Source organism: Pseudomonas sp. 57B-090624 (assembly GCF_003234055.1).
Lineage (GTDB): Bacteria > Pseudomonadota > Gammaproteobacteria > Pseudomonadales > Pseudomonadaceae > Metapseudomonas > Metapseudomonas tohonis.
The window spans coordinates 26177-48687 of record NZ_QKRU01000011.1; the positions used below are offsets into that span (position 1 = coordinate 26177).

25 protein-coding genes are annotated in these 22511 nt (G+C 66.3%); 6 read left to right on the top strand and 19 right to left on the bottom strand.

Features of this window, described 5'->3' with window-relative positions; all coding sequences use genetic code 11:
* Positions 1-20: 20 nt before the first annotated feature.
* From DMX10_RS07225 to DMX10_RS07250, 6 genes are read right to left on the bottom strand one after another with little or no spacing between them, the layout of a single operon-like run.
* A complete protein-coding gene (locus DMX10_RS07225; protein ID WP_111260459.1) occupies positions 21-674 on the bottom strand; it encodes an HAD family phosphatase in 654 nt (217 codons plus the stop codon).
* Positions 674-1663, bottom strand: coding sequence for an ABC transporter ATP-binding protein (locus DMX10_RS07230; protein WP_111260460.1), 990 nt, complete (start codon positions 1661-1663; stop codon positions 674-676). Before DMX10_RS07230 ends, DMX10_RS07225 begins: the two co-directional genes overlap by 1 nt.
* Complete coding sequence (locus tag DMX10_RS07235; protein WP_111260461.1) at positions 1660-2457, bottom strand: ABC transporter permease; 798 nt, start codon at positions 2455-2457, stop codon at positions 1660-1662. The genes DMX10_RS07230 and DMX10_RS07235 overlap by 4 nt, the downstream gene beginning before the upstream one ends.
* Positions 2444-3286, bottom strand: a complete 843-nt coding sequence (locus DMX10_RS07240; RefSeq protein WP_111260462.1) for an ABC transporter permease subunit — start codon at positions 3284-3286, stop codon at positions 2444-2446. Before DMX10_RS07240 ends, DMX10_RS07235 begins: the two co-directional genes overlap by 14 nt.
* Positions 3283-4089, bottom strand: a complete 807-nt coding sequence (locus DMX10_RS07245; protein WP_111260463.1) for an alkaline phosphatase family protein — start codon at positions 4087-4089, stop codon at positions 3283-3285. The genes DMX10_RS07240 and DMX10_RS07245 overlap by 4 nt, the downstream gene beginning before the upstream one ends.
* A 57-nt stretch (positions 4090-4146) precedes the next feature.
* Positions 4147-5205, bottom strand: coding sequence for an ABC transporter substrate-binding protein (locus DMX10_RS07250; RefSeq protein ID WP_111260464.1), 1059 nt, complete (start codon positions 5203-5205; stop codon positions 4147-4149).
* A gap of 300 nt (positions 5206-5505) precedes the next feature.
* On the opposite strand from DMX10_RS07250, the gene DMX10_RS07255 reads away from it, so the two are divergent.
* Positions 5506-6222 (top strand): UTRA domain-containing protein, encoded by a 717-nt coding sequence (locus DMX10_RS07255; protein ID WP_111260465.1) that lies wholly within the window; start codon positions 5506-5508, stop codon positions 6220-6222.
* Between the two features lie 175 nt (positions 6223-6397).
* Here the strand turns inward: DMX10_RS07255 and lpcA are convergent, their stop codons facing one another.
* From lpcA to minC, 7 genes are all read right to left on the bottom strand, one after another.
* On the bottom strand, positions 6398-6985 hold the full coding sequence (gene lpcA, locus DMX10_RS07260; RefSeq protein WP_111260466.1) for a D-sedoheptulose 7-phosphate isomerase: 588 nt from the start codon (positions 6983-6985) through the stop codon (positions 6398-6400).
* A gap of 14 nt (positions 6986-6999) precedes the next feature.
* Positions 7000-8289 (bottom strand): M18 family aminopeptidase, encoded by a 1290-nt coding sequence (locus tag DMX10_RS07265; protein WP_111260467.1) that lies wholly within the window; start codon positions 8287-8289, stop codon positions 7000-7002.
* 112 nt (positions 8290-8401) lie between these two features.
* Positions 8402-8977, bottom strand: coding sequence for a trans-aconitate 2-methyltransferase (locus DMX10_RS07270; protein WP_111260468.1), 576 nt, complete (start codon positions 8975-8977; stop codon positions 8402-8404).
* Between the two features lie 4 nt (positions 8978-8981).
* Positions 8982-9617, bottom strand: coding sequence for an RluA family pseudouridine synthase (locus tag DMX10_RS07275; protein ID WP_111260469.1), 636 nt, complete (start codon positions 9615-9617; stop codon positions 8982-8984).
* A 58-nt stretch (positions 9618-9675) separates the two neighbouring features.
* Positions 9676-9930, bottom strand: coding sequence for a cell division topological specificity factor MinE (minE, locus tag DMX10_RS07280; RefSeq protein WP_069559735.1), 255 nt, complete (start codon positions 9928-9930; stop codon positions 9676-9678).
* Complete coding sequence (gene minD / locus DMX10_RS07285) at positions 9927-10742, bottom strand: septum site-determining protein MinD (protein WP_111260470.1); 816 nt, start codon at positions 10740-10742, stop codon at positions 9927-9929. Before minD ends, minE begins: the two co-directional genes overlap by 4 nt.
* A gap of 100 nt (positions 10743-10842) precedes the next feature.
* On the bottom strand, positions 10843-11589 hold the full coding sequence (gene minC / locus DMX10_RS07290) for a septum site-determining protein MinC (protein WP_111260471.1): 747 nt from the start codon (positions 11587-11589) through the stop codon (positions 10843-10845).
* Positions 11590-11731: 142 nt separating this feature from the next.
* Here minC and DMX10_RS07295 point away from each other — a divergent pair, with 142 nt between their 5' ends.
* Positions 11732-12652, top strand: a complete 921-nt coding sequence (locus tag DMX10_RS07295) for a lipid A biosynthesis lauroyl acyltransferase (protein ID WP_111260472.1) — start codon at positions 11732-11734, stop codon at positions 12650-12652.
* Between the two features lie 55 nt (positions 12653-12707).
* Positions 12708-13904: a patatin-like phospholipase family protein gene (locus DMX10_RS07300; RefSeq protein ID WP_111260473.1), complete on the top strand. Its 1197-nt coding sequence runs from the start codon at positions 12708-12710 to the stop codon at positions 13902-13904.
* Here the strand turns inward: DMX10_RS07300 and DMX10_RS07305 are convergent.
* From DMX10_RS07305 to DMX10_RS07315, 3 genes are all read right to left on the bottom strand, one after another.
* Complete coding sequence (locus DMX10_RS07305; RefSeq protein ID WP_111260474.1) at positions 13901-14749, bottom strand: pirin family protein; 849 nt, start codon at positions 14747-14749, stop codon at positions 13901-13903. The two genes, DMX10_RS07300 and DMX10_RS07305, sit on opposite strands and share 4 nt — an antisense overlap.
* Before the next feature lie 140 nt (positions 14750-14889).
* Positions 14890-15657 carry a VacJ family lipoprotein gene (locus DMX10_RS07310; RefSeq protein WP_111260475.1) on the bottom strand — a complete coding sequence of 256 codons (768 nt, stop codon included), beginning with the start codon at positions 15655-15657 and terminating at the stop codon, positions 14890-14892.
* A complete protein-coding gene (locus DMX10_RS07315; RefSeq protein ID WP_111260476.1) occupies positions 15650-16945 on the bottom strand; it encodes a serine/threonine protein kinase in 1296 nt (431 codons plus the stop codon). The genes DMX10_RS07310 and DMX10_RS07315 overlap by 8 nt, the downstream gene beginning before the upstream one ends.
* A gap of 237 nt (positions 16946-17182) precedes the next feature.
* Between DMX10_RS07315 and DMX10_RS07320 the strand changes: the two genes are divergently transcribed.
* Positions 17183-17563 carry a hypothetical protein gene (locus DMX10_RS07320; protein WP_111260477.1) on the top strand — a complete coding sequence of 127 codons (381 nt, stop codon included), beginning with the start codon at positions 17183-17185 and terminating at the stop codon, positions 17561-17563.
* A 363-nt stretch (positions 17564-17926) separates the two neighbouring features.
* Here DMX10_RS07320 and DMX10_RS07325 read toward each other — a convergent pair whose 3' ends face one another.
* Both DMX10_RS07325 and DMX10_RS07330 read right to left on the bottom strand, forming a co-directional pair.
* A complete protein-coding gene (locus DMX10_RS07325) occupies positions 17927-19477 on the bottom strand; it encodes a beta (1-6) glucans synthase (protein ID WP_111260478.1) in 1551 nt (516 codons plus the stop codon).
* A gap of 115 nt (positions 19478-19592) precedes the next feature.
* Positions 19593-19817 carry a DUF2061 domain-containing protein gene (locus tag DMX10_RS07330; protein WP_111260479.1) on the bottom strand — a complete coding sequence of 75 codons (225 nt, stop codon included), beginning with the start codon at positions 19815-19817 and terminating at the stop codon, positions 19593-19595.
* Positions 19818-20045: 228 nt separating this feature from the next.
* Here DMX10_RS07330 and DMX10_RS07335 point away from each other — a divergent pair, with 228 nt between their 5' ends.
* Positions 20046-20357 (top strand): DUF485 domain-containing protein, encoded by a 312-nt coding sequence (locus DMX10_RS07335; RefSeq protein WP_021221278.1) that lies wholly within the window; start codon positions 20046-20048, stop codon positions 20355-20357.
* Positions 20354-22021 (top strand): cation acetate symporter, encoded by a 1668-nt coding sequence (locus DMX10_RS07340; RefSeq protein WP_111260480.1) that lies wholly within the window; start codon positions 20354-20356, stop codon positions 22019-22021. Before DMX10_RS07335 ends, DMX10_RS07340 begins: the two co-directional genes overlap by 4 nt.
* A 244-nt stretch (positions 22022-22265) precedes the next feature.
* On the opposite strand, the gene DMX10_RS07345 is transcribed toward DMX10_RS07340, so the two are convergent.
* The gene (locus DMX10_RS07345) at positions 22266-22424 is read right to left on the bottom strand and encodes a DUF3309 family protein (RefSeq protein WP_021221276.1); all 159 of its coding nucleotides are present in this window, start codon (positions 22422-22424) and stop codon (positions 22266-22268) included.
* Positions 22425-22511 lie beyond the last annotated feature (87 nt).

Consider the following 22511-nt stretch of genomic DNA (forward strand, 5'->3'; position numbering starts at 1 on the left):
ATGTCGCAGGGCGGGTGGACTCAGCGCCATTCGAGGATCGGCCAGCCGGCCTGTTCGGCGTGTTCGCGCAGGGCCGGGTCGGGGTTGACCACGCGGGGGTTGCTGACCAGTTTGAGCAGCGGCAAGTCGTTGCGTGAGTCGGAGTAGAAATAGGCGCCGTCGAGGCTTTCGCCCTCGGCCGCCAGCCACTCGTGCAGGCGGGTGACCTTGCCTTCGCGGTAGGTGAGCACGCCACGGGTGTTGCCGCTGTAGTGGCCGTGTTGCTCTTCCAGGTCGATGGCCAGCACTTCGTCGATCTTCAGCCGTGCGGCGATGGCGCTGACGAGGAAATGCGCCGAGGCGGAGATCACCAGGATGCGGTCGCCGGCCTCGCGGTGGCTGGCCAGGCAGCGGGTGGCGTCGCTGTGGAAGATCGGCTCGATCACGTCCTCGACGAAGGGCTCGACGACGAAGGCCACCTCCTCGGGCGTGCGACCCACCAGGGGCGACAGGCTGAAGGCCATGTAGTCCTCCATCGCCAGCTTGCCCTCGGCATAGAGGGCCATGAGCTCGTGGTCCTTCCTGACGAAGGATTCGCCGTCCACCCAGCCGATGGCGGCCATGTGCTCGCTCCACAGGCTGGCGCAGTCGCCGTCGATCAGGGTGTCGTCGAGATCGAATATCGCCAGGGTCATCACGCCACCTCCCGGATCGCGCTGTCATCGATGGCAAGGCCGATGCGCTGGCCCGTGCCATGCAGGTCGTCGGCGCTGCGGTTGAGCACATCCACCACCAGCTCCACGCCCCGTGCTTCCACGCGGTAGCGGATGACGTTGCCCAGCAGGCTGTGGCTGCGCACCTCAGCCTCGATGGCGCCGTCGCGGCTCAGCGAGATGGCTTCCGGGCGGATGGCGACACGGCTGGCTATCGGGCGTGCCAGCAGGCGCGTCGCGTCTTCGGCCTCCAGCAGGTTGTAGTTGCCGATGAAACCGGCGGCGAAGGCGTCCACCGGGGCGGTGTAGAGGGTCTCGGCGTCGCCGCTCTGGACGATGCGCCCGGCGTTCATCAGGAAGATGCGGTCGGACAGGGTCAGCGCCTCCTCCTGGTCGTGGGTGACGAAGATAGTGGTCAGCCCCAGCTCCTGCTGGATGCTGCGGATCTGCTCGCGCAGGTGCTTGCGGATGCGTGCGTCGAGGGCCGAGAGCGGCTCGTCGAGCAGCAGCAGGCGCGGGCGGGTGACCAGGGAGCGGGCCAGGGCCACGCGCTGGCACTGGCCACCGGAGAGCTGGTGCGGGTAGCGGTCGGCGTACGTGTCCAGCTCGACCATGGCCAGGGCTTCCTGCACGCGGCGGGCGCTGTCTTCCTTGCTGGTCTTCTGCATGCGCAGGCCGAAGGCGACGTTCTGCGCGGCGGTCATGTTGGGGAACAGCGCATAGCTCTGGAACACCATGCCGATGCCGCGCTTCTGCGGCGCCAGCGGCACCAGGTCCTGGCCGTCGAGGAGGATCTGCCCGCCGTTGACCTCGGTGAGGCCGGCGATGCAGCGCAGCAGGGTGGACTTGCCGCAGCCGGAAGGGCCGAGCAGGGTGACGAACTCGCCCTGGCCGATCTCACAGTCGATGTCGCTGAAGATGGGTGTCGAGCCGTAATGCTTGTGCAGGCCCCGGATGCTCAGGAAGCTCATGTCTTGTCCTTGTTCAGGCGGTTGGCTGCCCAGGTGAACAGCAGCACGAAGAAGAAGTAGGAGATCACCAGGGCGCTGTTGAAGTGGCCGCTGCTGTTCTTCATGTTGTTCAGGTAGACCTGCAGGGTCTCGTAGCGCGTGCCCACCAGCAGGTTGGCGAAGACGAACTCGCCGAACAGGAAGGAGAACGACAGGAACAGCGAGACCATCAGGCCCTTGCGCAGGTTGGGCAGCACCACCAGCAGCGCGGCCTTCCAGGTGCTGGCGCCCAGCAGGTGGGCGGCGTCCATCAGGTCGCGCAGGTTGATCGCCTGGAGGTTGTTGGTGATGGCCCGGTACATGAACGGCAGCGCCACGGTGAAGTAGCAGCCGATCAGGATCCACGGCGTGCCGACCATGGCCAGCGGGCCCGAGCCATAGAGCTGCAGCAGGCCCACCGAGGACACCACCGGCGGCACCGCGAAGGGCAGCAGGATGAGGATATTCATCAGCGCGTCCAGCTTGGGAAAGTGGTAGTGCACCACGAACAGCAGCGGCAGGATCAGCACCACCGACAGCGCCAGGGCGCCGAAGCACACCAGCAGCGACTGGCCGAAGGCGGTGAGGAAGCGGGCGTCGCTCCACAGCGCCAGGTACCACTTGAGGGTCAGGCCGTCGGGAAGGATGGTCGCCGACCAGCTGGTGGACAGCGAGTAGAGCAGGGTGCCGGCCAGCGGCAGCAGCAGGATCAGGAACAGCAGCCAGACCACGATGCGGTGGTAGAGGCTGGCGGCAGGGGCTTCAGCGCGCGACATGGTAGCTCCTCTTCAGCAGCCACTGGTGGACGATGGTGATCAGCGCCATCAGGCCCACCAGCACCATGGCCAGGGCGCTGGCGAGGTTGGGGTTGAGCGCGATGTCGCCGGCGACCATGGCGGCGATGCGGATCGGCAGCACGTTGAAGTTGCCGGTGGTCAGGGCGTAGACGGTGGCGTAGGCACCCAGGGCGTTGGCCAGCAGGATGATGAAGGTGCCCAGCAGTGCCGGGGTCAGCACCGGCAGGCCGATGTGCCGCCAGAAGTCCCAGGTGCTGGCACCGAGCAGCGAGGCGGATTCGCGCCAGTCCTCGCGCAGGGCGTCGAAGGCGGGGTAGAGCAGCAGCACGCCGAGGGGGATCTGGAAGTAGGTGTAGAGCACGATCAGGCCGGTCTTGGAGTAGAGGTTGAAGTCCTCGATCAGCCCGCTCTGCTTGAGCAGCAGGGTCAGCGCGCCGTTGAAGCCCAGCAGGATGACGAAGGCGAAGGCCAGGGGCACGCCGGCGAAGTTGCTGGTCATGTTGGAGAAGGCCATGACGAAGTCGCGCAGGCGGCTGTCCACCTGGCGCAGCGAGTAGCTGCCGAGGATGGCGATGAGGATGCCGATCAGGCTCGACCAGAAGGCGATCTGCAGGCTGTGCTTGATCGCCTGCAGATAGAACTTCGAGGCGAACACCTTGGCGTAGTTGCCCAGGCCCCAGCCTTCGGGGCTGTTCAGGCTGTTGATCGCCACCCACGCCAGCGGGGCGATCTGGAAGGCGACGAAGAAGAGGGCGAATGGCAGCAGGCACAGCAGGGCCAGCCATTTGCCGCGGTGGGCTGAATTCACTTCAACAGCTCCCGGCAGAAGGGTTTGTCGTGGGGCACGCCGAGCAGTTCGCAGAGGGTGCCGCAGAGCTCGGTCTGTTTCGGTTGCGCGCCGGTATCGAGGCTGAAGGCGTCACCGAGGACGAACAGCGGCACCTCGCGCTCCTCCGGCAGCAGGCCGTTGTGGGAGCGGTCGGTGTTCATGCCGTGGTCGGCGGTCACCAGCACCTGGTAGCCGGCGTCGAGCCAGCGTTGCAGGTATTCGGCGAGGATCACGTCGGCCATGCGCGCGGCATTGCGGTATTGCGGGGTGTCGAGGCCGTGCTTGTGGCCGGCGTCGTCGATGTTCATCGGGTGCACCAGCAGCAGGTCCGGCGCGTGGCGCAGGCGCAGGCTCTCGGCATCGGCGAACAGGTGTGCGTCCGGGTAGTGGTCCGCCCAGTAGAAGTGGCCGTGCTGGATGGGCAGCTCGGGTGCTTCGGTGTGGCGGTCGCGGGCGGGGTCGAAGGGGCTGCGGTTGTACAGCTCGCTGACCCAGTGGTACGCGGCGGCGGCAGTGCTGCGGCCGGCAGCGCGGGCGTAGTGGAAGACGCTGCGCTGGTTGGACAGGCGCGCGACGTCGTTGTGCACGATGCCGCTGTCGATGGGCGCCACCCCGGTGAGAATGCATTCGTAGAGCGGGCGGGACAGCGCGGGCAGCTCGCATTCGAGCCGGTAGTAGGCGGCCCGGCCGGCGGCGCAGTAAGCGTGCAGGTGGCCCATCGCGTGACGGGCGACGCTATGGCCGAGGCCGTCGAGCAGGACCAGTATGGCTTTTCGGTTCATGGGCGGGCCCCGGAAGCGACGAGGCGCCGGCAGAGGCCGGCGCCCGGTTGTCGCTCGTTATTCCATGTTGATGATGACGTTTTCCTGCCACAGGCCCGGCAGTGCCTTGGAGGTTTCTTCCCAGGCCTTGGCGTCCTTGATCGGCTTGACCTTGGCGTACTGCTCGTTGGGCAGCAGCTTGGCCTGCACCTCGGCCGGCAGGGTCAGGTGCTCGGCGCGGATCGGACGGGCGTTGCCCTTGGCCAGGTTGATCTGGCCGGCATCGCTGAAGATGTACTCGCGGGCCAGCTTGGCGGCGTTCGGGTGCTTGGCGTACTTGTTGATGATGGTGGTGTAGCCGGAGATCACCGAACCGTCGGAGGGGATCAGCACCTCGAAGCGGCTGGGGTCGATCTGGTCGCGGTAGGACAGGCCGTTGAAGTCCCAGACGATGCCGACTTCCACTTCACCCTTCTCCAGGGTCTGGATGGTCGGGTTGGACAGGGACAGGCGGCCCTGCTCGGCGATCTTGGCGAAGAGGTCCAGGCCCGGCTGGATGTTCTTCTCGTCACCGCCCTTGGCGATGGCGGCAGCGAGGACGCCGTTGACCGCCTGGGCGGCGGCGCTGACGTCACCGATGGCGACCTTGTACTTGCCTTTCTCCAGGTCGGCCCAGGATTTCGGCGGCTCCTTCACCAGCTGCTTGTTGATGATGAAGGCGATGGAGCCGGTGTAGGCGAGGGCCCAGTGGCCATCCTTGTCCTTGGCCCATTCGGGGACCTGCTCCCAGGTGCTCGGCTTGTAAGGCTGGGTGACGCCCTGCTGGGTGGCGATGGGGCCGAAGGCTGCGCCGACGTCGCCGATGTCGGCGGTGGCGTTGTCCTTCTCGGCCGCGAACTTGGCGATTTCCTGCGCCGAGCTCATGTCGGTGTCCATGTGCTTGAGGCCGTACTTCTTCTCCAGGTCGACCCAGGTGTCTTTCCAGTTCGCCCAGCTGTCGGGCATGCCCACGCTGTTCACCGCGCCTTCCTTGCGGGCGGCCTCTTCGAGGGTCTTGAGCGCAGCGTCATCCGCCATGGCCTGGGTGCTCAGGGCCAGGGTGGTTCCAATCAGTGAAGCCAGCAGCAGGCGTTTCATATGAAGCTCCTTAGCAGGGTGGGGTATTGGTCTAGATCAGCAACAACCAGGCCAATCTAAAGGCCCTAGATGACGGTTTGATTGCACCGCGCGATGCCGCGGGCCCCGTTCTTGTGGCGACAGCAAGCGTAGACCATGGCCGGAGGTCCTATGCGGCGGGCGTCACAAGGGGGCGCTGGCATGCGGCATGCAAGTCACGCGTGCTGTCACGGGACAGTCATCTAGGCTGCATAGCATGGTCACACCACCGCCAGCGTCGCACTTTTATGGTGCTGGTCTATTCCAGATTGGAGTCTTTCGATGCGCGATGAGGCGCCCCGTACCGTTACCGCCATCTGCCGCGCACTGCAGGAGCAGATCGAGCACGGCCTGCTGCCCCTGGGTGGCAAGCTGCCGGCCGAACGCAAGTTGAGCGAGCTGTTCGACACCACCCGCATCACCCTGCGCGAGGCGCTCGGCCAGTTGGAGGCGCAGGGGCTGATCTACCGCGAGGAGCGTCGTGGCTGGTTCGTCTCGCCGCCGCGGGTGGCCTACAACCCGCTGATCCGCAGCCACTTCCACGCCATGGTCGGCGAACAGGGGCGGGTGCCGGCCACCGAAGTGCTGAGCGCGCGGCTGATGCCGGCCACCGTGGAGATCTGCGAGCTGCTGGAGCTGCCGGCACTGTCGAGCGTCTACCAGATCCGCCGCGCACGGCGCATCGACGGGCGCCTGGTGCTCTACGTCGAGCACTACCTCAACCCGCAGTACTTCCCAGGCATCCTCGAATTCGACCTGACCCGCTCATTGACCGACCTCTATGGCAGCGAGTACGGCATCCGCTACGGCCGCGTGCGCTTCGACATGGTGCCGACGGCGCTGCACCCGGAGGCCGCCTCGACCCTGAAGGTCGCCCCCGGCAGCCCGGCGCTGCGCATCACCCGCGTCAACCGCGACCAGCACGGACGGTTGATCGACTGCGACCTGGAGTTCTGGCGGCACGATGCGATTCACGTCAGTGTCGAGGTGCCGGAATAAGGGCAGCTGCAAGCGGCAAGTTTCAAGCTGCAAGTGGTGGAGCGAAGGGGAGGTTGCAGCAGGGTAGCCCGGGCTTCAGCCCGGGAACCGGAGGGGAGGGCGGGTTTGCTGGGCGAATGAATTCGCCCCTGCACGATCGTTCTTGCCGCTTGAAGCTTGTCGCTTGCCGCTGCTTCTAGACGTAATTTTCAGGCGCGAGCTTGCGTTCCACCAGCTCGATGAGGATGTGCACCACCTTGATGTGCAGCTCCTGCACGCGGTCGGCGAAATCGCCGCCGGGGGCGCAGATGCACACGTCGGCGAGGCCTTCGAGCAGCGAGCCGGGCTTGCCGGTGAGGGCGATGACCTTCACCCCCAGCGCCTTGGCGGCCTCGGCGGCCTTGATCACGTTGGGGCTCTTGCCGCTGGTGCTGAAGGCCAGCAGCACGTCGCCTTCACGGCCGTGGGACTCGATGTAGCGCGAGAAGATGTGGTCGTAGCCGAAGTCGTTGGCCACGCAGCTGATATGGCTGGCGTCGCTGATGGAGATGGCGGCGATGCCCGGGCGGTTCTTGCGGTAGCGCCCGGTCAGCTCCTCGGCGAAGTGCATGGCGTCGCACATGGAGCCGCCATTGCCGCAGGAGAATGCCTTGCCCTTGTTCTCGAAGCTTTCCACCAGCAGTTCCGCCGCGCGCTCGATGTTGCGCAGGGCGTGCTCGTCGGCGATGAAGCTGTCCAGCGCCGACCGGGCTTCCTCGAGGCTGTTGCGGATATGGCTGAGCATGCGGCTGTCTCCGTTCAAGGCAGGTCGTGGCTGGAGTAGAAGGCGGCCAGCACCTTCACCAGGTGGGCGAGGTCATGGCTGCCGGCCAGTTCGCGGATGGAGTGCATGGCGAAGGTCGGCAGGCCGATGTCCACGGTGCGCACGCCCAGCTGGCTGGCGGTGATCGGGCCGATGGTGGAGCCGCAACCCATGTCGCTGCGGGTGACGAAGCTTTGCACCGGCACTTCGTTTTCCAGGCACAGGTGGCGGAAGAAGCCGGCGGTTTCGCTGTTGGTGGCGTAGCGCTGGTTGCTGTTGATCTTGATCACCGGACCGGCGTTGAGCTTGGGCCCGTGGTTGCCGTCGTGCTTGTCGGCGTAGTTGGGGTGCACGCCGTGGGCGTTGTCGGCGGAAACCAGCAAGGACCGCTGGATGGTCCGGGCGAACGCATCGCCTTCGGGCATCAGGCGGCGCAGCACCTGCTCCAGGAAGGGGCCGTCGGCGCCACAGGCGGAGCAGGAGCCCACTTCCTCGTGGTCGGTGCACACCAGCACGCAGCTCTCGTCGCCCTCGGCGGCCAGCAGGGCCTGCAGGCCGGCGTAGCAGGAAAGCAGGTTGTCCAGGCGCGCCCCGGCGATGAAATCGCCGCCGAGGCCGATCACGGCGGCGCTCTGGGTGTCGTAGAAGCTCAGTTCGTAGTCCAGCACCGCATCCGCGTTGACGCCGTGTTCCAGCGTCAGTTGTTCGGCCAGCAGGTCGCGGAATTCGCGGGTCTCGCCGGTGGCCAGCTGGGCCAGGATCGGCGGCAGCTCGGTCTGCGGGTTGATCGCCCAGCCCTGGTTGGCCTCGCGGTTGAGGTGGATGGCCAGGTTGGGGATCACGGCGATGGGCACCTGGAAGTCCACCAACTGGCTTTCCACCTTGCCGGCGGCGCGGTAGGTGACGCGGCCCGCGAGCGAGAGGTCGCGGTCGAACCAGGGGGCCAGCAGGGCTCCGCCATAGACTTCGACGCCCAGCTGCCAGAAGCCCTGGCGATGCAGTTCGGGGTTGGGTTTCACGCGCAGGCAGGGGCTGTCGGTGTGGGCTCCGACCAGGCGCAGGCCGCCGTCGAGCATCGGGCGCCTGCCCAGCTTGATGGCGATCAGCGAGGAATCGTTGCGGGTCACGTAGTAGCGCCCACCGGCCTCGGCGCGCCAGGCGTCGCGCTCGTCGAGGTGCACATAGCCCGCGGCTTCCAGGCGCTGGGCCAGGCTGCGGGCGGCATGGAAGGGGGTGGGGGAGGCCTTGAGGAAATCGATCAGGCCCTGGTTCAACTCTTCGCGCATAACGGACTCCAGGCGGCAGTGGGCCGGAGTTTATCGCATCGGGCTCGATGATTAGGAGGCGCAGGGCGGTGAATTTTCACTAAGGCGGCCATAGTGTCGGCCGGGCCAGGCTTCAGGGGTGCCGTGCGACCACCGAGAACAGGTGCCAGCGCTTGGTGCGTCCCCGGGCCGTGGAGCCTTCGCGGTCGATCACCTCGAAGTGCAGCAGCTCCCAGCCGTTGAACAGGCCGCGTACCTCGTCTTCGCCGAGGATGGTCAGGTCGGGGCCGGCCCAGTCGTCTCGTTCGCCAAAGAGGTTGCCGCAGAAGAGGCCGCCGCCTGCGAGGGCGCCATCGATGCGCTGCCACAGGGCGGGGAAGGCATCGGGGTTGCAGAAGGGCAGGGCGAAGGCGCTGTTGACGATGTCGGCGGGCGGCAGCTCGCAGTCCTCGAAACGGGCGCAGAGCGGCTGCAGGCGGGGCAGTTGCTCGGGCGACACCTGGCCGAGCAGGCGCTCGATGGCTTCGGGGGCGCGGTCGATGGCCAGCACGTTCCAGCCACGGCGAAGCATTTCCAGGGTGTCGCGACCCGCGCCGCAGCCCAGGTCGATGCCGCGTGTAGCCGGGCGGCCGAGGGCTTGGATGGCCATCAGCAACGCCGGCCAGGGCGGGGCGCCCTGGGTGCGCTCGTAGTAGAGGCTGTCGGTCATCGTCTCAGAACGGCGCCGGGCATTCGAAGCGCAGGCGCTCGCCGGTCACCGGGTGGCTGAAGGCGAGCATGCTGGCGTGCAGGCACAGGCGTTCGTGGGCCGCCAGCGCGTCTTCATGGGCGTAGAGGCGGTCGCCCAGCAATGGGTGGCCGATGGAGAGCATGTGCACGCGCAACTGGTGGGAGCGGCCGGTGATGGGGGTCAGCTCGACGCGGCAGTGGTTGCCGCAACGCTCCAGCACGCGCCAGAAGGTCAGGGCGTGGCGGCCCTGCTCGTGGTCGACGACATGGCGCGGCTTGGTCGGCGGGTCGTAGCGCAGGGGCAGTTCGATACGGCCGCTGTCCTGTTCGGGCTGGCCCCAGCAGAGTGCGGTGTAGGCCTTCTCGGTCTCGCGGTCGTGGAACTGGCGGGACAGCTCGCGGTGGCTGTCGGGGTCGCGGGCCAGGAGGATGATGCCCGAGGTCTCCCAGTCCAGGCGGTGGACGATGAGGGCTTCCGGGTAGCCGTTCTCCTGCAGGCGGGTGATCAGGCAGTCCTTGTTGTCATCGGCGCGGCCCGGCACGGAAAGCAGCAGGGTCGGCTTGTTGATGACCAGGAAGGCCGGGTCCTGGTGGAGTATCTGGATCTGCGAGAGGGGCATGGGTCTGTTCCGGAAATGACGACGGCGGCCGAGGCCGCCGTCTGGCACCGCAACCCGATCAGCGATCGGGCAGGGTGATGTTCAACTCGAGGATGGAGCAGTTGCCCTGGTCCTCGAGCATGACCTGGACCTGGTCCTGGTCGATGTTGACGTACTTGCGGATCACCTCGACCAGTTCCTTCTGCAGGGCCGGGAGGTAGTCCGGCTGGCTGCGCTGGCCGCGCTCGTGGGCGACGATGATCTGGAGTCGTTCTTTAGCGATCGAAGCGCTGTTCTGCTTCTTCCGCTCGCGAAAGAAGTCAAGAATATTCATTCACGGCCTCCAAAAAGGCGTTGCAAGAGTCCTTTCTTCTGAACGTCGAGGAACCGGTGGGGCAGTTCCTTGCCGAGCAGGCGATCGACAGCATCACTGTACGCCTGGCCGGCGTCGCTCTGCTCGTCGAGGATGACCGGAACCCCCTGGTTGGATGCCTTGAGCACCGCCTGGGATTCCGGGATGACACCGAGCAGGTGGATGGCGAGAATTTCCTCGACGTCCTCGACACCGAGCATTTCGCCCTTGGTGACGCGCTCCGGGTTGTAGCGGGTGAGCAGCAAGCGCTCCTTGATCGGGTCCTCGCCCTTCTCGGCGCGGCGCGACTTGCTGGCCAGCAGGCCGAGCATGCGGTCGGAGTCGCGTACCGAGGAGACTTCCGGGTTGGTCACGACGATCGCCTCATCGGCGTAGTACATGGCCAGGTGGGCACCTTTCTCGATGCCGGCGGGGGAGTCGCAGACGACGTATTCGAAGTTCTGCGCCAGTTCTTCGATGACCTTGCCGACGCCTTCGAGGGTCAGCGCGTCCTTGTCGCGGGTCTGGCTGGCGGCCAGGACGTAGAGGTTCTCGAGGCGCTTGTCCTTGATCAGTGCCTGGGTCAGGGTCGCTTCGCCGTTGATGACGTTGACGAAGTCGTACACCACGCGGCGTTCGCAGCCCATGATGAGGTCGAGATTACGCAGGCCGACGTCGAAGTCGACGATGACGGTTTTGTGCCCGCGCAGAGCGAGGCCGGTGCCGATGGCGGCGCTGGTGGTGGTTTTGCCCACGCCACCCTTGCCGGACGTGACAACGAGGATCTTGGCCAAGGTGATTCACCCCAAATAATAAGAAAATCGGGAACTTGCAGGCCTTTGATCGGCCGTCCTGGCTCCCGTTCAGGTCCCTGAAAATTCGCGGCAGTATCCGTTAAAGACGGGTGATGTTCAACACGTCTCCCGACAGGCTGACCTGCACCGAATGCCCCCAGAGCGGCTCGCGGCGGAGGTCTTCGGCGACCTTGTACTGGCCGGCCACCGAGACCAGTTCGGCGGCCAGTTGCTGGCAGAAAATCCGGGCCTTGGTGTCGCCCTTGATGCCGGCCAGCGCCCTGCCGCGCATGGGACCGTACACATGGATGTTGCCGTCGGCGAGAAGTTCCGCGCCGGGGCTCACGGGGGCGACCACCACCAGGTCGCCGCCGGGGGCGTAGATCTGCTGGCCGCCGCGCACCGGGGTGGTCACCACCTTGGTCGGTCGGCTCACGGGCTCGGCGGGTTTTTCCGGGGCCTTCTCGACCTTCTTCGCGCCCGGCTCCACCGGGTCGATGACCCGTTCGCGGGCGCCTGAGGGCGGCAGCACGGGGATGTCGAGGGCGTTGGCGGCGGCGATGTCCTGGTCGCGGTTGGCGCGAATGGCCAGGGTGCGCAGGCCGTGCCGGCGGCAGACGTCGAGGAGGGCGACCAGGTCCAGCTGGCCTTCACTGGCCGGCAGCTTGTCCAGGGCCATCACCAGCGGGGTGTTCTGGAAGAAGTTGGGGGCCTGGGCGACCTTTTCGGCCAGTTGCCGGTCGAGGCGTTCGAGGTCGTTGTGCGCCAGTTCCATCACGGTGATGGCGAGCATGCTGCCCTTGAGCTGGAACACGGGATCTTGGTCGAGGAGGTCAGCTTGGCTCATGGTCGTTCTGCAGGGTCAGGTGGGCAGGACTTATAGCGAGATCGCCGGGCCGTCGCAAGAAGCGCGGCCCGGGATGGGCGCCGGCCGACGGCTAATTCTGTAGAATGCGGGCTTTTGCCCACACAGCCCTACGGACCCACCGATGCAACGTCCCCGCTTCCGCGCTGCCTTCCTCCACCCGCGCTTCTGGCCCCTGTGGCTGGGCCTGGCGGTGCTGTGGCTGATCGTCCAGCTGCCGTACCCCGTCCTGTTGCGACTGGGTCGGGTCCTGGGCGCACTGATGCAGCGGGTCGCCGGTTCGCGTCGACACATCGTCCGGCGCAACCTGGAGCTGTGTTTCCCCGCGTTGTCCATTGCCGAGCGCGAGCGCCTGCTCAGGGAGAACTTCGCCTCCACCGGCATCGCCTTCTTCGAGATGGCCATGAGCTGGTGGTGGCCGGCCGCGCGCTTGCGCAAGCTCGCCCATATAGAAGGCCTTGAGCACTTGCGCCAGGCCCAGGCGGAAGGCCAGGGCGTGATCCTCATGGCGCTGCACTTCACCACCCTGGAGATCGGCGCCGCGCTGCTCGGCCAGGTGCACACCATCGACGGCATGTACCGCGAGCACAAGAACCCGTTGTTCGACTTCGTCCAGCGCCAGGGGCGTGAGCGCCACAACCTCGACGCCACGGCCATCGAGCGCGAGGACGTGCGTGCCATGCTCAAGGTGCTGCGAGCCGGCCGTGCCATCTGGTATGCGCCGGACCAGGACTACGGCCGCAAGCAGAGCCTGTTCGTGCCGCTGTTCGGCATCACCGCCGCCACCGTCACCGCCACCACCAAGTTCGCCCGCCTGGGTCGCGCGCGCGTGCTGCCCTTCACCCAGGAGCGCCTGGCCGACGGCTCCGGCTACCGCCTGGTGATCCACCCGCCGCTGGCCGATTTCCCCGGCGAGAGCGAGGAAGCCGATTGCCTGCGCATCAACCAGTGGATCGAGCAGGCGGTGAGCCGCCTGCCCGAGCAGTACCTCTGGGCCCATCGCCGCTTCAAGACCCGGCCGGAAGGCGAGCCGAAGCTCTACTGACCAGCGCCGCCTGCACGCGGGCCCTATACTCGCGAAAAAACCTCGGAAGCCCTCCATGAGTGAACTCGCCGCAGCCAAGCCCGTGACCGGTCTCATCCTCTCGGGCGGCGGTGCGCGAGCGGCCTACCAGGTGGGCGTGCTGGCGGCCATCGCCGACCTGCTGCCCGATGCCATGCACAACCCCTTCCCGGTGATAGTCGGCACCTCCGCCGGCGCCATCAACGCCGTGGGCCTGGCCTGCGGTGCCCTGCATTTCAGCGAGGCGATCCGTCGCCTCACCGCCGTCTGGCAGGGCTTCCACACCCACCAGGTGTACCGCAGCGACTGGCCCGGTGTACTGCGCCAGAGTGCGCGCTTCCTCGGTCACAGCCTGTTGGGGATGAACCGCCACGCACCGGTGGCACTGCTGGACAACACCCCCCTGCGCGGCCTGCTGGAGCGTGAGCTGGACTTCACCGGCATCGCCGCCGCCGTGCGCCTGCGTCAGCTGCGGGCGGTAGCGGTGACGGCCTTCGGCTACGAGTCCGGCCAGGCGGTGACCTTCTACCAGGGGCGCGCCACCATCGACCCCTGGTTCCGCCACCGCCGTGTCGGCGTGCCGACCCGCCTGGGCCTGGACCACCTGCTGGCCAGCGCTGCCATCCCATTGATGTTTCCGCCGGTACGGATCAACCGCGAATACTTCGGCGACGGTGCCGTGCGCCAGTCGGCGCCCATCAGCCCGGCATTGCACCTGGGGGCCAATCGCATCCTGGTGGTGGGGGTGAGCGGCAACCCACGGGTGGGCAACGTCAACGATGGCGTGGTCCGTGCCAACACCGGCAATCCGCCGAGCCTGGCGCAGATCGGCGGGCACATGCTCAACAGCACCTTCATCGACAACCTGGAAAGCGACATCGAACTGCTCGAGCGCATCAACCAGTTGAGCGAGGCGATTCCTGCCGGTCTGCGCCCGCGCAACCTCGGCCTGAAGCCGGTGGAGGTGCTGGTGATCTCGCCGAGCCAGCCGCTGGACACCATCGCCGCGCGCCATCGGAGGGAAATGCCACGGGCGATCCGCACCTTCCTGCGTGGGCCCGGGGCGACCAAGGCCAGCGGCGCCGGGGTGATCAGCTACCTGCTGTTCGAGCCCGGCTATTGCAACGAGCTGATCGAACTGGGCTACCAGGACGCCATGGCGCAAAAGGCCGAACTGCAGGCGTTCCTCGGCCTGGGAGCCATGTCGGCGTCTCCGGTGGAGGGGATCTACTAGCTCGCCAGACGGCCATCGCGGTAATCGCGCAGGGCCTGCTCGATCTCCTCGCGGGTGTTCATCACGAAGGGGCCGTACTGCACGATGGGTTCCCCCAGCGGGCGGCCGGCGAGCAGCAGCACCCGGGCGCCCCCGGCGCTGGCCAGTTCCACTGCACCCCGCTCGGACAGGCGCACCAGGCGACCCCTGGTGACCGGGTTGCCGTTGACGTGCACCTCGCCCTCGTAGACGTAGAGCATCACCCGCAAGCCATCCGCCAGGCGCGGGGCCACGCGTCCGCCGGCCTGCAGTTGCAGGTCGAAGAGTTGGGGATCGGTGTGCGGGCGTTGCACGGCGCCGTCCTGCAGCACATCGCCGTCGTCGAAGCGCCCGGCGATCACCAGGGCATCGACGCCGCCTGCGGTGCGCAGGCGCGGGATCTCCTTCGGGGCGAAGTCCCGGTAGCCCGGGTCACCCAGCTTGTCCTTGCCCGGCAGGTTGAGCCAGATCTGGAAGCCGCGCATCACGCCTTCCTCCTGCTCCGGCATCTCGCTGTGGATGATGCCGCGCGCGGCGGTCATCCACTGCACGCCGCCGTTCTCCAGCAGGCCGACGTTGCCCAGGTGATCCTCGTGGCGCATGCGCCCCTCGATCATGTAGGTGATGGTCTCGAAGCCGCGGTGGGGGTGGGGCGGGAAGCCCGCGACGTAGTCGTCCGGGTTGGCCGAGCCGAATTCGTCGAGCATCAGGAAGGGGTCGAAGCGCGGGATGCCCTGTTCGGCGAAGACGCGGATCAGGTTGACCCCGGCGCCATCGGAAGCGGGCTGGCCGGGGCGTTGTTCGATGATCTGGCGGTAGGTGCTCATGGGGCCTCCTTGGAAATGGATGAGGCGATGCTAATCCAAGGAATCGGATGAATGGTGCGTGATTTTGCGTGTTTCTGATCGAATCTCTGGATGGGTTTTAGCCGCTGCAGGCCGGCTTCACCCGGCCTGCAGCGCCACTGTCACTCGGCGATCTGCAGCTTGCGCGACTCGGTATAGACGTAGCGGATCTTCTCGTACTCGAAGGGTGAGTTGAGCTGGCCGTAGCGGAAGCTCGTGGTGTAGCGCTTGTCCACCGCCCGCAGCAGGCTGATCTCCGGGTGGTCGCGGCTGACCTCGGGCACGTTGAGGAAGTTGATCTGGTTGTCTGCCACGAAGTCCACCACCAGGCCGCCGGTGTCGCGCAGGTTGGAGGGGCCGAGGATCGGCAGCATCAGGTAGGGCCCGGCACCGAGGCCGTAGAAGCCCAGGGTCTGGCCGAAGTCCTCGCTCTGCTTGGGCAGGCCCATCATCGTGGCCGGGTCCCAGAGCCCGGCCACGCCGAGGGTGGTGTTGAGCAGCAGGCGGCCGGTGACCTCCATCGAACGCTGGCCCTTGAACTGCAACAGGCTGTTGAGCAGGTTGGGCACGTCCCCGAGGTTGCTGAAGAAGTTGCTCACGCCGCTGCGCACGAAGCCGGGGGTGACGTAGGTGTAGCCGCGCACCACGGGCAGGAACACCCATTGGTCGAAGCGGTAGTTGAAGTGGTACACGCGCCGGTTCCAGGACTCCAGCGGGTCGTACACCTCCAGGGCATCGAAGGTGGAGCGCTCGAATTCGCGCTGGTCGAGCCCGGGGTTGAACTGCAGCCGCTGGAGCGGCTCGGTGAAGCCGTCCGGCTCCTGGCGCTCATCGGCGAGAAGGGGGGCGCTGGCCAGCAGCAGGGCGAGGAGGAGGGCGTGCTTAGCCACGGAAGAACTCCAGCATGGCGTCGCTGTTGACGCGGTAGTTGAGGTTGCCGCAGTGGCCGCCCAGGGGGTAGACGGTCAGGCGGTCGCCGAAGGTGCGGCGCAGGAAGCCCAGGTCGCCGGGGCCGAGGATGACGTCGTCGGCGTTGTGCATGACGGCGATCTTCCGGCTCTGCTTCAGGTAGTCCTCCAGCGCGTACAGGCTCACCTGGTTGATCAGCTGGGTCAGGCTGCCGCCATCGAAGCGGGCGCGCCAGAAGGGGATCAGCTGCTCGGTGATGTAGCAGTCGAAGTCGCACTGCAATGCGCGCTTGAAGAAGGGCGTGAGGCTGGTGCCCTCGGTGATCGGCAGCTTCACCGGGGTGATCAGGCCGCGGCGGTTGATCAGGTCCGAGGTGAAGGCGATGTCCGAGGAGGAGAAACGGAAGGAGGTGCCGATCAGCATCGCCATCTGCTCGTCCGAGAGCTTCTGCTTGGATTGCTGGAAGTCGTAGAGCAGGGCGTCGTTGAGGTCGACGTAGCCGCGCTGCTGGAAGTAGCGGGTCAGCTTGCCCAGCACCACCTGGTAGAAGGTGGTGTTGTTGTCGATGCCCTTGACCCGGGTCTGTACCAGGCGGTCGAGGTTGCTGATGGAGGTGTACAGGTTCACCGGCGGGTTGAGCAGCAGCACGCGCTTGAAGTTGAAGCTGCGGCGCGTCTCGTCGAGCTTGCTGACGAAGGCGGCGTTGAGGGCGCCAAGGCTGTAGCCGGTGAGGTGGTACTCGGTGACCGGCAGCTTCGGATGCTGGGCGCGCACGGCCTGCATCACCCGGTAGAGATCGTCGGCGTCCTCGTTGGAGAGGCCCGGCGTGGCGAAGCGCGAGGCGGCGGCCATGAAGTCGTAGCTGGTGGGCGAGGACAGCTGCACCACGTGGAAGCCGGCGCCATAGAACAGCCGCTTCAGGTACTCGGTGAGGGTGCTGGAGTAGTGCGCACCGGTGCCGGCGATGATGAAGATCAGCGGGGCGGGGTGATCCTGCCGGGCCAGGCGGTAGCGCAGGGTCTTCACCGGCCAGAAGTTGTCCGGCAGCTTGAACTCGCGCTCGGGGCGCAGCTTGAGGTCGTAGTCGGCCTGGTCGATGTCGTCATCGGCGGGCAGGTCCGGGCGCAGCTCCGGCGGGGTGGTGGCGATGGTGGCTTCGAACGGGTTGGTCAGCGGGAAGCCATAGCCGGCGGCATCTATATCGGCCGCCCACAGCGGGGCACTCAGTAGCAGGCTGCCCAGGAAGGCAGCGAGGCGGAAACGGAGCATGAGGTTCAAGTCCCTTTGCAGGATGTCGGGCTGAGGGGATACCGATGCTATGACAAGTGCGGGCTCGCCAAAGTGCCGCGAGGGAAGGCGAAATGCCTTCACCCGTGGCGCCGGACAGCATGCACCCGGCGCAACGGCGGGTCCAGATGTCTTGTTAGCGCTGTTTACAGACTTTGTCTTGCATAAGGCGAGCGTGCGTTTATCCTTGGCGCCGCTTTCAATTCTTCGGAGAGAACCATGTCACGCCGTCTGCCCCTGATCATCCTGCTGGTGGTCCTGTCGCTCTGGCTGGCGGCCAGCTATGGCCTGCGCTACGCACTCATGGAGGACGGCCAGTGGGTCGGCCTGTGCGCCGAGAACGCCCAGCGCTGGGAGTGCGAACTGCGCGCCGGCCTCGGCCTGCTGATCCATTTCCGCGTCATCGCCTGGAGCGCCCTGGTGCTGTCGCTGATCGCCTTCTTCGTGCCCGGCCGCGCCGGTTGGGGCCTGGGTGTGGCCGCCATGCTCTTCGCCTTGCCGGCCCTGGTCCTCTACAGCGCCAGCCTCGGCGTGTTCGCCATCGTCATCGCCGCCCTGCGTCTGGTGCGCGCCCCGCGTGGTGGGCTGAGCATCGCCTGAGCCCTCGGTGCGGGATGGAAAAAGGACGCTTCGGCGTCCTTTTTTTCGGCTGTGGGTCGGGGGCGACATGGCCGGGTTCGTCGGCTTCTTTGCGTCGGGCTGTGTAGGGTGGATGGCGCTCTTCTCATCCACCAGGCGGTGCTGCTGGAGGCGTCCGGCAGTGGCAGCCCTGCGGCCTGCTTGGCGACTGAAGTCGCCCCTGCATTGCATGGGTGAGCCTGTAGGTCGGGTGCAACCCGGTGTTTGTGTGCGGGATGCCCTGGGGCGTTACCGTGGGAGCGAACTCATTCGCGAAATGCCCTGCCCGCTGCATCGCGGTTGAAACCGCTCTCACGGAGGCATCCCTTTTTCGTTGCATCCGGCTTAGCGGCCGATGCGCAGGCTGCGTACCAGGGCGAGGGTCAGCAGCAGGGCGGTGGCGGCCCAGCCGATCGCCTGGATGTTGCCCAGGGTCTCCTCGACCAGCTGCGGGATGATGCCCAGGCCGACGAACAGCGCCAGCAGGGCGATCTCGCGACGCGGCGCCTTCACCGGGCGGCACAGGTAGACCACCGCCGGCAGCAGCAGCGCGGCGCTGGGGAAGCTGCGGTAGCGGGCGTCGAACACCAGGGCCAGCATCAGCACGGCACCGGCGAAGCCGGCGGCACACAGCCACCAGGCGGCGCGGGCGTCGAGCCAGGCGAACAGGCGGCCACGGACACCTTCACGGGTCGACAGGGCCAGGGCGCCATGGGCCAGCACCACCAGGTTGAGGCCGACGATGAAGGCCGCCCAGGCCCATTCCCCGGCGAAGCGGGCGGTGATGCGCGCCAGTTCCGCCCACATGCCGATGCAGCCGGCGCCGAGCGCGGCCAGCAGGGGCAGCAGCAGGGCGGCGCGGCTGGAGGCGGGGCGCCCGGCCAGGGCCAGGGTGAAGACGAAGATCAGCCCGCTGACACCCAGCCACAGCGGCCAGTTCGGCAGGTTGGAGACGGGGCCGGCGAGCACGCCCTTTTCCGTGCGGTCGGCGCTGAACAGCCCCCAGTAGCCGCCGACGGCGCCTTCGCTCTCGCGCTTCCAGGGCTGGTCGAAGGCTTCGATCAGGTTGTAGCGCCAGCCGTTCTCCTCGGCCATGTGCACGAAGCCACGGATGAACAGGGCTTCGTTGACGCGGCTGGGCAGGGCGGTCTCGCGCTGGCGGCCTTCGCTGGGCCAGCCGGTCTCGCCGATCATGATGTCCTTGGGGGCGAAGCGCTTGCCGAACTCCTCGCGGATGTCCCGCACGTGTGCCAGTGCCTCGTCGATGCCGGCCGGGTCGTCTTCCCAGTAGGGCAGCAGGTGGATGGTGAGGAAGTCCACGGCCGGGGCGACCTCGGGGTGCTTGAGCCAGAACTCCCACACGTCCGCATAGGTGACCGGCTGCTGGACCTGGGCCTTCACCTGGCCAATCAGCCTGGCCAGCTGGGCGCCGGTGACTTCCTTGCGCAGCAGGGTCTCGTTGCCGACGATCACCGCCTCGACCACGTCGGGGTTGGCGTTGGCGGCCTTGATCAACGCATCGATTTCCTTGCCGGTGTCCACCGGGTTGCCGTTGACCCAGGCGCCGAGCATCAGCTTCAGGCCGTGCTTGCGAGCCAGCTCCGGGATGGCCTCGAGGCCGGTCATGGAGTAGGTGCGCACGCAATGGAAACGGGTGGCGAGCAGTTCCAGGTCCGCGTCCATGCGCTCGGGGCGCAGGACGAAGGGCTGGTCGAAGGGCGACTGGTCCTTGTCGAACGGGCTGTAGGAGGCGCATTGGAGCTTGTGCGTCGGGGTCGCCGCGTCAGGCAGGATCACCGGCTTGCCCTGGCCGTACCAGAGGGCGGCGAGCAGCAACAGGGCGGCGATCGAGGCAAGCAGGTAGGACAGAACGGGGAATCGGCTGGTCGGGCTCATTGGGCTAGGTGCGCGTGGCGGCAAAGCCGCGCATCTTAGCGGATTCAAGGGTTCGGTAGGAATGCGCTGACCCCCTGTGAACTGGTTTCAGCGCATTACTGGGCCGCCGCCCACGTCAGGCGTGCTGGTGCAGCCAGTTGTGCCGCCGCGTGCCGGTGCCTTCGGCCTTGGCCTTCTCGAAGCGCTTCCAGAGTTTTTCGTGGAAGTGGAAGCCCACGGAGTTGACCAGTGGCTCGACGATGGCCACCAGCCCGCCGATGGCCACGCTGCCGGTGAGTGCGTAGGCGACGCTGAAGGCGATGGCGAAGTGCATGACGGTGAAGGTGACGGTCTTGAGCATGATGGGCCTCCCCTCAGATGGGAATGATTCCTGGTTGCGTGCAGATTAGGCGGGCTCATCCATGCAAGGAAGTTTGTATTGGAGATGGTGCTGATAGATTCGCTTTATGAGTCACCTACGACCTTGGTCGAGAAAGCGCCGGCGCTACGACTAAGGTCGTCTGTTGCCTGTGTACGAGCGTTCTAGAGTTGTTTTCACCACTAACGTGCTGTGTAGAGGACAACAACAATGAACGACAGCATCTACCAGCGGATTCACGAGAATCCGCGCTTCCAGGAGTTGGTCGCCAAGCGCGAACGCTTCGCCTGGATTCTCTCCGCCATCATGCTGGGCCTGTACCTGGCCTTCATCCTGCTCATCGCCTTCGAGCCCCAGGTACTCGGCACCAAGCTCAGCCCGGGCTCCTCCATCACCTGGGGCATCCCGATCGGTGTCGGCCTGATCGTCTCCGCCTTCGTGCTCACCGGCATCTACGTGCGCCGCGCCAATGGCGAGTTCGACCGCCTGAACCGTGAAGTCCTCAAGGAGGCGCAGCAATGATCGCGCGCATTCTCTCCATCTGCGGCATCGTCGGCCTGATGGCCGTGGCCCCGGCCCTGTGGGCCGCCGGCGCGCTGGAAGGCGACGTGCAGCGCCAGCCGCTGAACGTTTCCGCCATCGTCATGTTCGTGGCCTTCGTCGGCTTCACCCTCTACATCACCTACTGGGCGTCCAAGCGCAGCAAGTCGACCGCCGACTTCTACACCGCCGGCGGCAGCATCACCGGTTTCCAGAACGGCCTGGCGATCGCCGGTGACTACATGTCCGCGGCGTCCTTCCTGGGTATTTCCGCCCTGGTCTACACCTCCGGCTACGACGGCCTGATCTACTCGATCGGCTTCCTCGTCGGCTGGCCGGTGATCCTCTTCCTGATCGCCGAGCGCCTGCGCAACCTGGGCAAGTACACCTTCGCCGACGTTGCCTCCTACCGCCTCAAGCAGAAGGAAATCCGCACCCTGTCCGCCTGCGGTTCGCTGGTGGTGGTGGCTTTCTACCTGATCGCGCAGATGGTCGGTGCCGGCAAGCTGATCGAGCTGCTGTTCGGCCTGAACTACCACGTGGCCGTGGTGCTTGTCGGCGTGCTGATGGTGCTGTACGTGCTGTTCGGCGGCATGCTGGCCACCACCTGGGTGCAGATCATCAAGGCGGTGATGCTGCTGTCCGGTGCCTCCTTCATGGCGATCATGGTGCTCAAGCACGTCAACTTCGACATCGGCATGCTGTTCAGCGAGGCCATCAAGGTCCACCCGAAAGGCGAGGCCATCATGAGCCCCGGCGGCCTGGTCAAGGACCCGATCTCGGCGATCTCCCTCGGCCTGGCGCTGATGTTCGGCACCGCCGGCCTGCCGCACATCCTGATGCGCTTCTTCACCGTCAGCGATGCCAAGGAAGCCCGTAAATCGGTGTTCTTCGCCACCGGCTTCATCGGCTACTTCTACATCCTGACCTTCATCATCGGCTTCGGCGCGATCCTGCTGGTCAGCACCAACCCGGACTTCAAGGACGCCACCGGCGCACTGCTGGGCGGCAACAACATGGCCGCGGTGCACCTGGCCAACGCCGTGGGCGGCAGCCTGTTCCTCGGCTTCATCTCGGCCGTGGCCTTCGCCACCATCCTCGCGGTGGTCGCCGGCCTGACCCTGGCCGGTGCCTCGGCGGTCTCCCACGACCTTTACGCCTCGGTGTTCAAGAAAGGCAAGGCCAACGAGAAGGATGAGCTGCGCGTATCGAAGATCACCACCGTCGCGCTCGGCGTCCTGGCCATCGGCCTGGGCATCCTGTTCGAGAAGCAGAACATCGCCTTCATGGTCGGCCTGGCCTTCTCCATCGCGGCGAGCTGCAACTTCCCGGTGCTGATCCTCTCCATGTACTGGAAGAAGCTGACCACCCGTGGCGCCATGATCGGCGGCTGGCTGGGCCTGGTCACCGCGGTTGGCCTGATGATCCTCGGCCCGACCATCTGGGTGCAGATCCTCGGCCATGCCGAAGCCATCTACCCCTATGAGTACCCGGCGCTGTTCTCGATCCTGGTGGCCTTCGTGGGTATCTGGTTCTTCTCCATCACCGACAAGTCCGCCGCTGCAGACGAGGAGCGCGCACGCTTCTTCCCGCAGTTCGTCCGTTCGCAGACCGGCCTGGGGGCCAGCGGCGCCGTCGCCCACTGATCCACGCAAGACTCCGTGCACATTGGGCAGCCTTCGGGCTGCCCTTTTTGTTTGGCGCGCGGTCTGGCCAGGGGCGACAGGGGCCGCCTGCGAGGACGCTCGTTCAGGGATGGGGTGGCGAGAGGTGCCGATGATTTGCGAGTGCGGCAAAGGGCTTGCGAGGGAAGGGGGTGAAGAGAGCAGTGGGGGAGGTCGCTCGCCCCACAGACCACATCCGCCAACGTGGCCCGTGAGAGAGCGGTCGTCAGATCCTGCCCAGTATCATCAGCACCAGCAGGATGATCAGCAGGGTACCGATGATGCCCGAGGGGCCGTAACCCCAGCCACGGGAGTGGGGGAACACCGGCAGGCCGCCAATGAGCAGCAGGATCAGGATGACGAGCAGAATGGTACTGATACCCATGGTGGAACTCCTTCTATGGACCTTGTTCTTGGACGTCCCGGTGCGGCCGCACGGCGCGTGCATCGCTGCATGCAAAACCTGTGGCCG

Excerpts from the sequence above, each read along its gene's own strand:
- DMX10_RS07225 (WP_111260459.1), bottom strand. The coding sequence starts at position 674 with ATGACCCTGGCGATATTCGATCTCGACGACACCCTGATCGACGGCGAC.
- DMX10_RS07230 (WP_111260460.1), bottom strand. The coding sequence starts at position 1,663 with ATGAGCTTCCTGAGCATCCGGGGCCTGCACAAGCATTACGGCTCGACA.
- DMX10_RS07235 (WP_111260461.1), bottom strand. The coding sequence starts at position 2,457 with ATGTCGCGCGCTGAAGCCCCTGCCGCCAGCCTCTACCACCGCATCGTG.
- DMX10_RS07245 (WP_111260463.1), bottom strand. The coding sequence starts at position 4,089 with ATGAACCGAAAAGCCATACTGGTCCTGCTCGACGGCCTCGGCCATAGC.
- DMX10_RS07250 (WP_111260464.1), bottom strand. The coding sequence starts at position 5,205 with ATGAAACGCCTGCTGCTGGCTTCACTGATTGGAACCACCCTGGCCCTG.
- DMX10_RS07255 (WP_111260465.1), top strand. The coding sequence starts at position 5,506 with ATGCGCGATGAGGCGCCCCGTACCGTTACCGCCATCTGCCGCGCACTG.
- lpcA (WP_111260466.1), bottom strand. The coding sequence starts at position 6,985 with ATGCTCAGCCATATCCGCAACAGCCTCGAGGAAGCCCGGTCGGCGCTG.
- DMX10_RS07265 (WP_111260467.1), bottom strand. The coding sequence starts at position 8,289 with ATGCGCGAAGAGTTGAACCAGGGCCTGATCGATTTCCTCAAGGCCTCC.
- DMX10_RS07270 (WP_111260468.1), bottom strand. The coding sequence starts at position 8,977 with ATGACCGACAGCCTCTACTACGAGCGCACCCAGGGCGCCCCGCCCTGG.
- DMX10_RS07275 (WP_111260469.1), bottom strand. The coding sequence starts at position 9,617 with ATGCCCCTCTCGCAGATCCAGATACTCCACCAGGACCCGGCCTTCCTG.
- minE (WP_069559735.1), bottom strand. The coding sequence starts at position 9,930 with ATGAATATTCTTGACTTCTTTCGCGAGCGGAAGAAGCAGAACAGCGCT.
- minC (WP_111260471.1), bottom strand. The coding sequence starts at position 11,589 with ATGAGCCAAGCTGACCTCCTCGACCAAGATCCCGTGTTCCAGCTCAAG.
- DMX10_RS07295 (WP_111260472.1), top strand. The coding sequence starts at position 11,732 with ATGCAACGTCCCCGCTTCCGCGCTGCCTTCCTCCACCCGCGCTTCTGG.
- DMX10_RS07300 (WP_111260473.1), top strand. The coding sequence starts at position 12,708 with ATGAGTGAACTCGCCGCAGCCAAGCCCGTGACCGGTCTCATCCTCTCG.
- DMX10_RS07305 (WP_111260474.1), bottom strand. The coding sequence starts at position 14,749 with ATGAGCACCTACCGCCAGATCATCGAACAACGCCCCGGCCAGCCCGCT.
- DMX10_RS07315 (WP_111260476.1), bottom strand. The coding sequence starts at position 16,945 with ATGCTCCGTTTCCGCCTCGCTGCCTTCCTGGGCAGCCTGCTACTGAGT.
- DMX10_RS07320 (WP_111260477.1), top strand. The coding sequence starts at position 17,183 with ATGTCACGCCGTCTGCCCCTGATCATCCTGCTGGTGGTCCTGTCGCTC.
- DMX10_RS07325 (WP_111260478.1), bottom strand. The coding sequence starts at position 19,477 with ATGAGCCCGACCAGCCGATTCCCCGTTCTGTCCTACCTGCTTGCCTCG.
- DMX10_RS07330 (WP_111260479.1), bottom strand. The coding sequence starts at position 19,817 with ATGCTCAAGACCGTCACCTTCACCGTCATGCACTTCGCCATCGCCTTC.
- DMX10_RS07335 (WP_021221278.1), top strand. The coding sequence starts at position 20,046 with ATGAACGACAGCATCTACCAGCGGATTCACGAGAATCCGCGCTTCCAG.
- DMX10_RS07340 (WP_111260480.1), top strand. The coding sequence starts at position 20,354 with ATGATCGCGCGCATTCTCTCCATCTGCGGCATCGTCGGCCTGATGGCC.
- DMX10_RS07345 (WP_021221276.1), bottom strand. The coding sequence starts at position 22,424 with ATGGGTATCAGTACCATTCTGCTCGTCATCCTGATCCTGCTGCTCATT.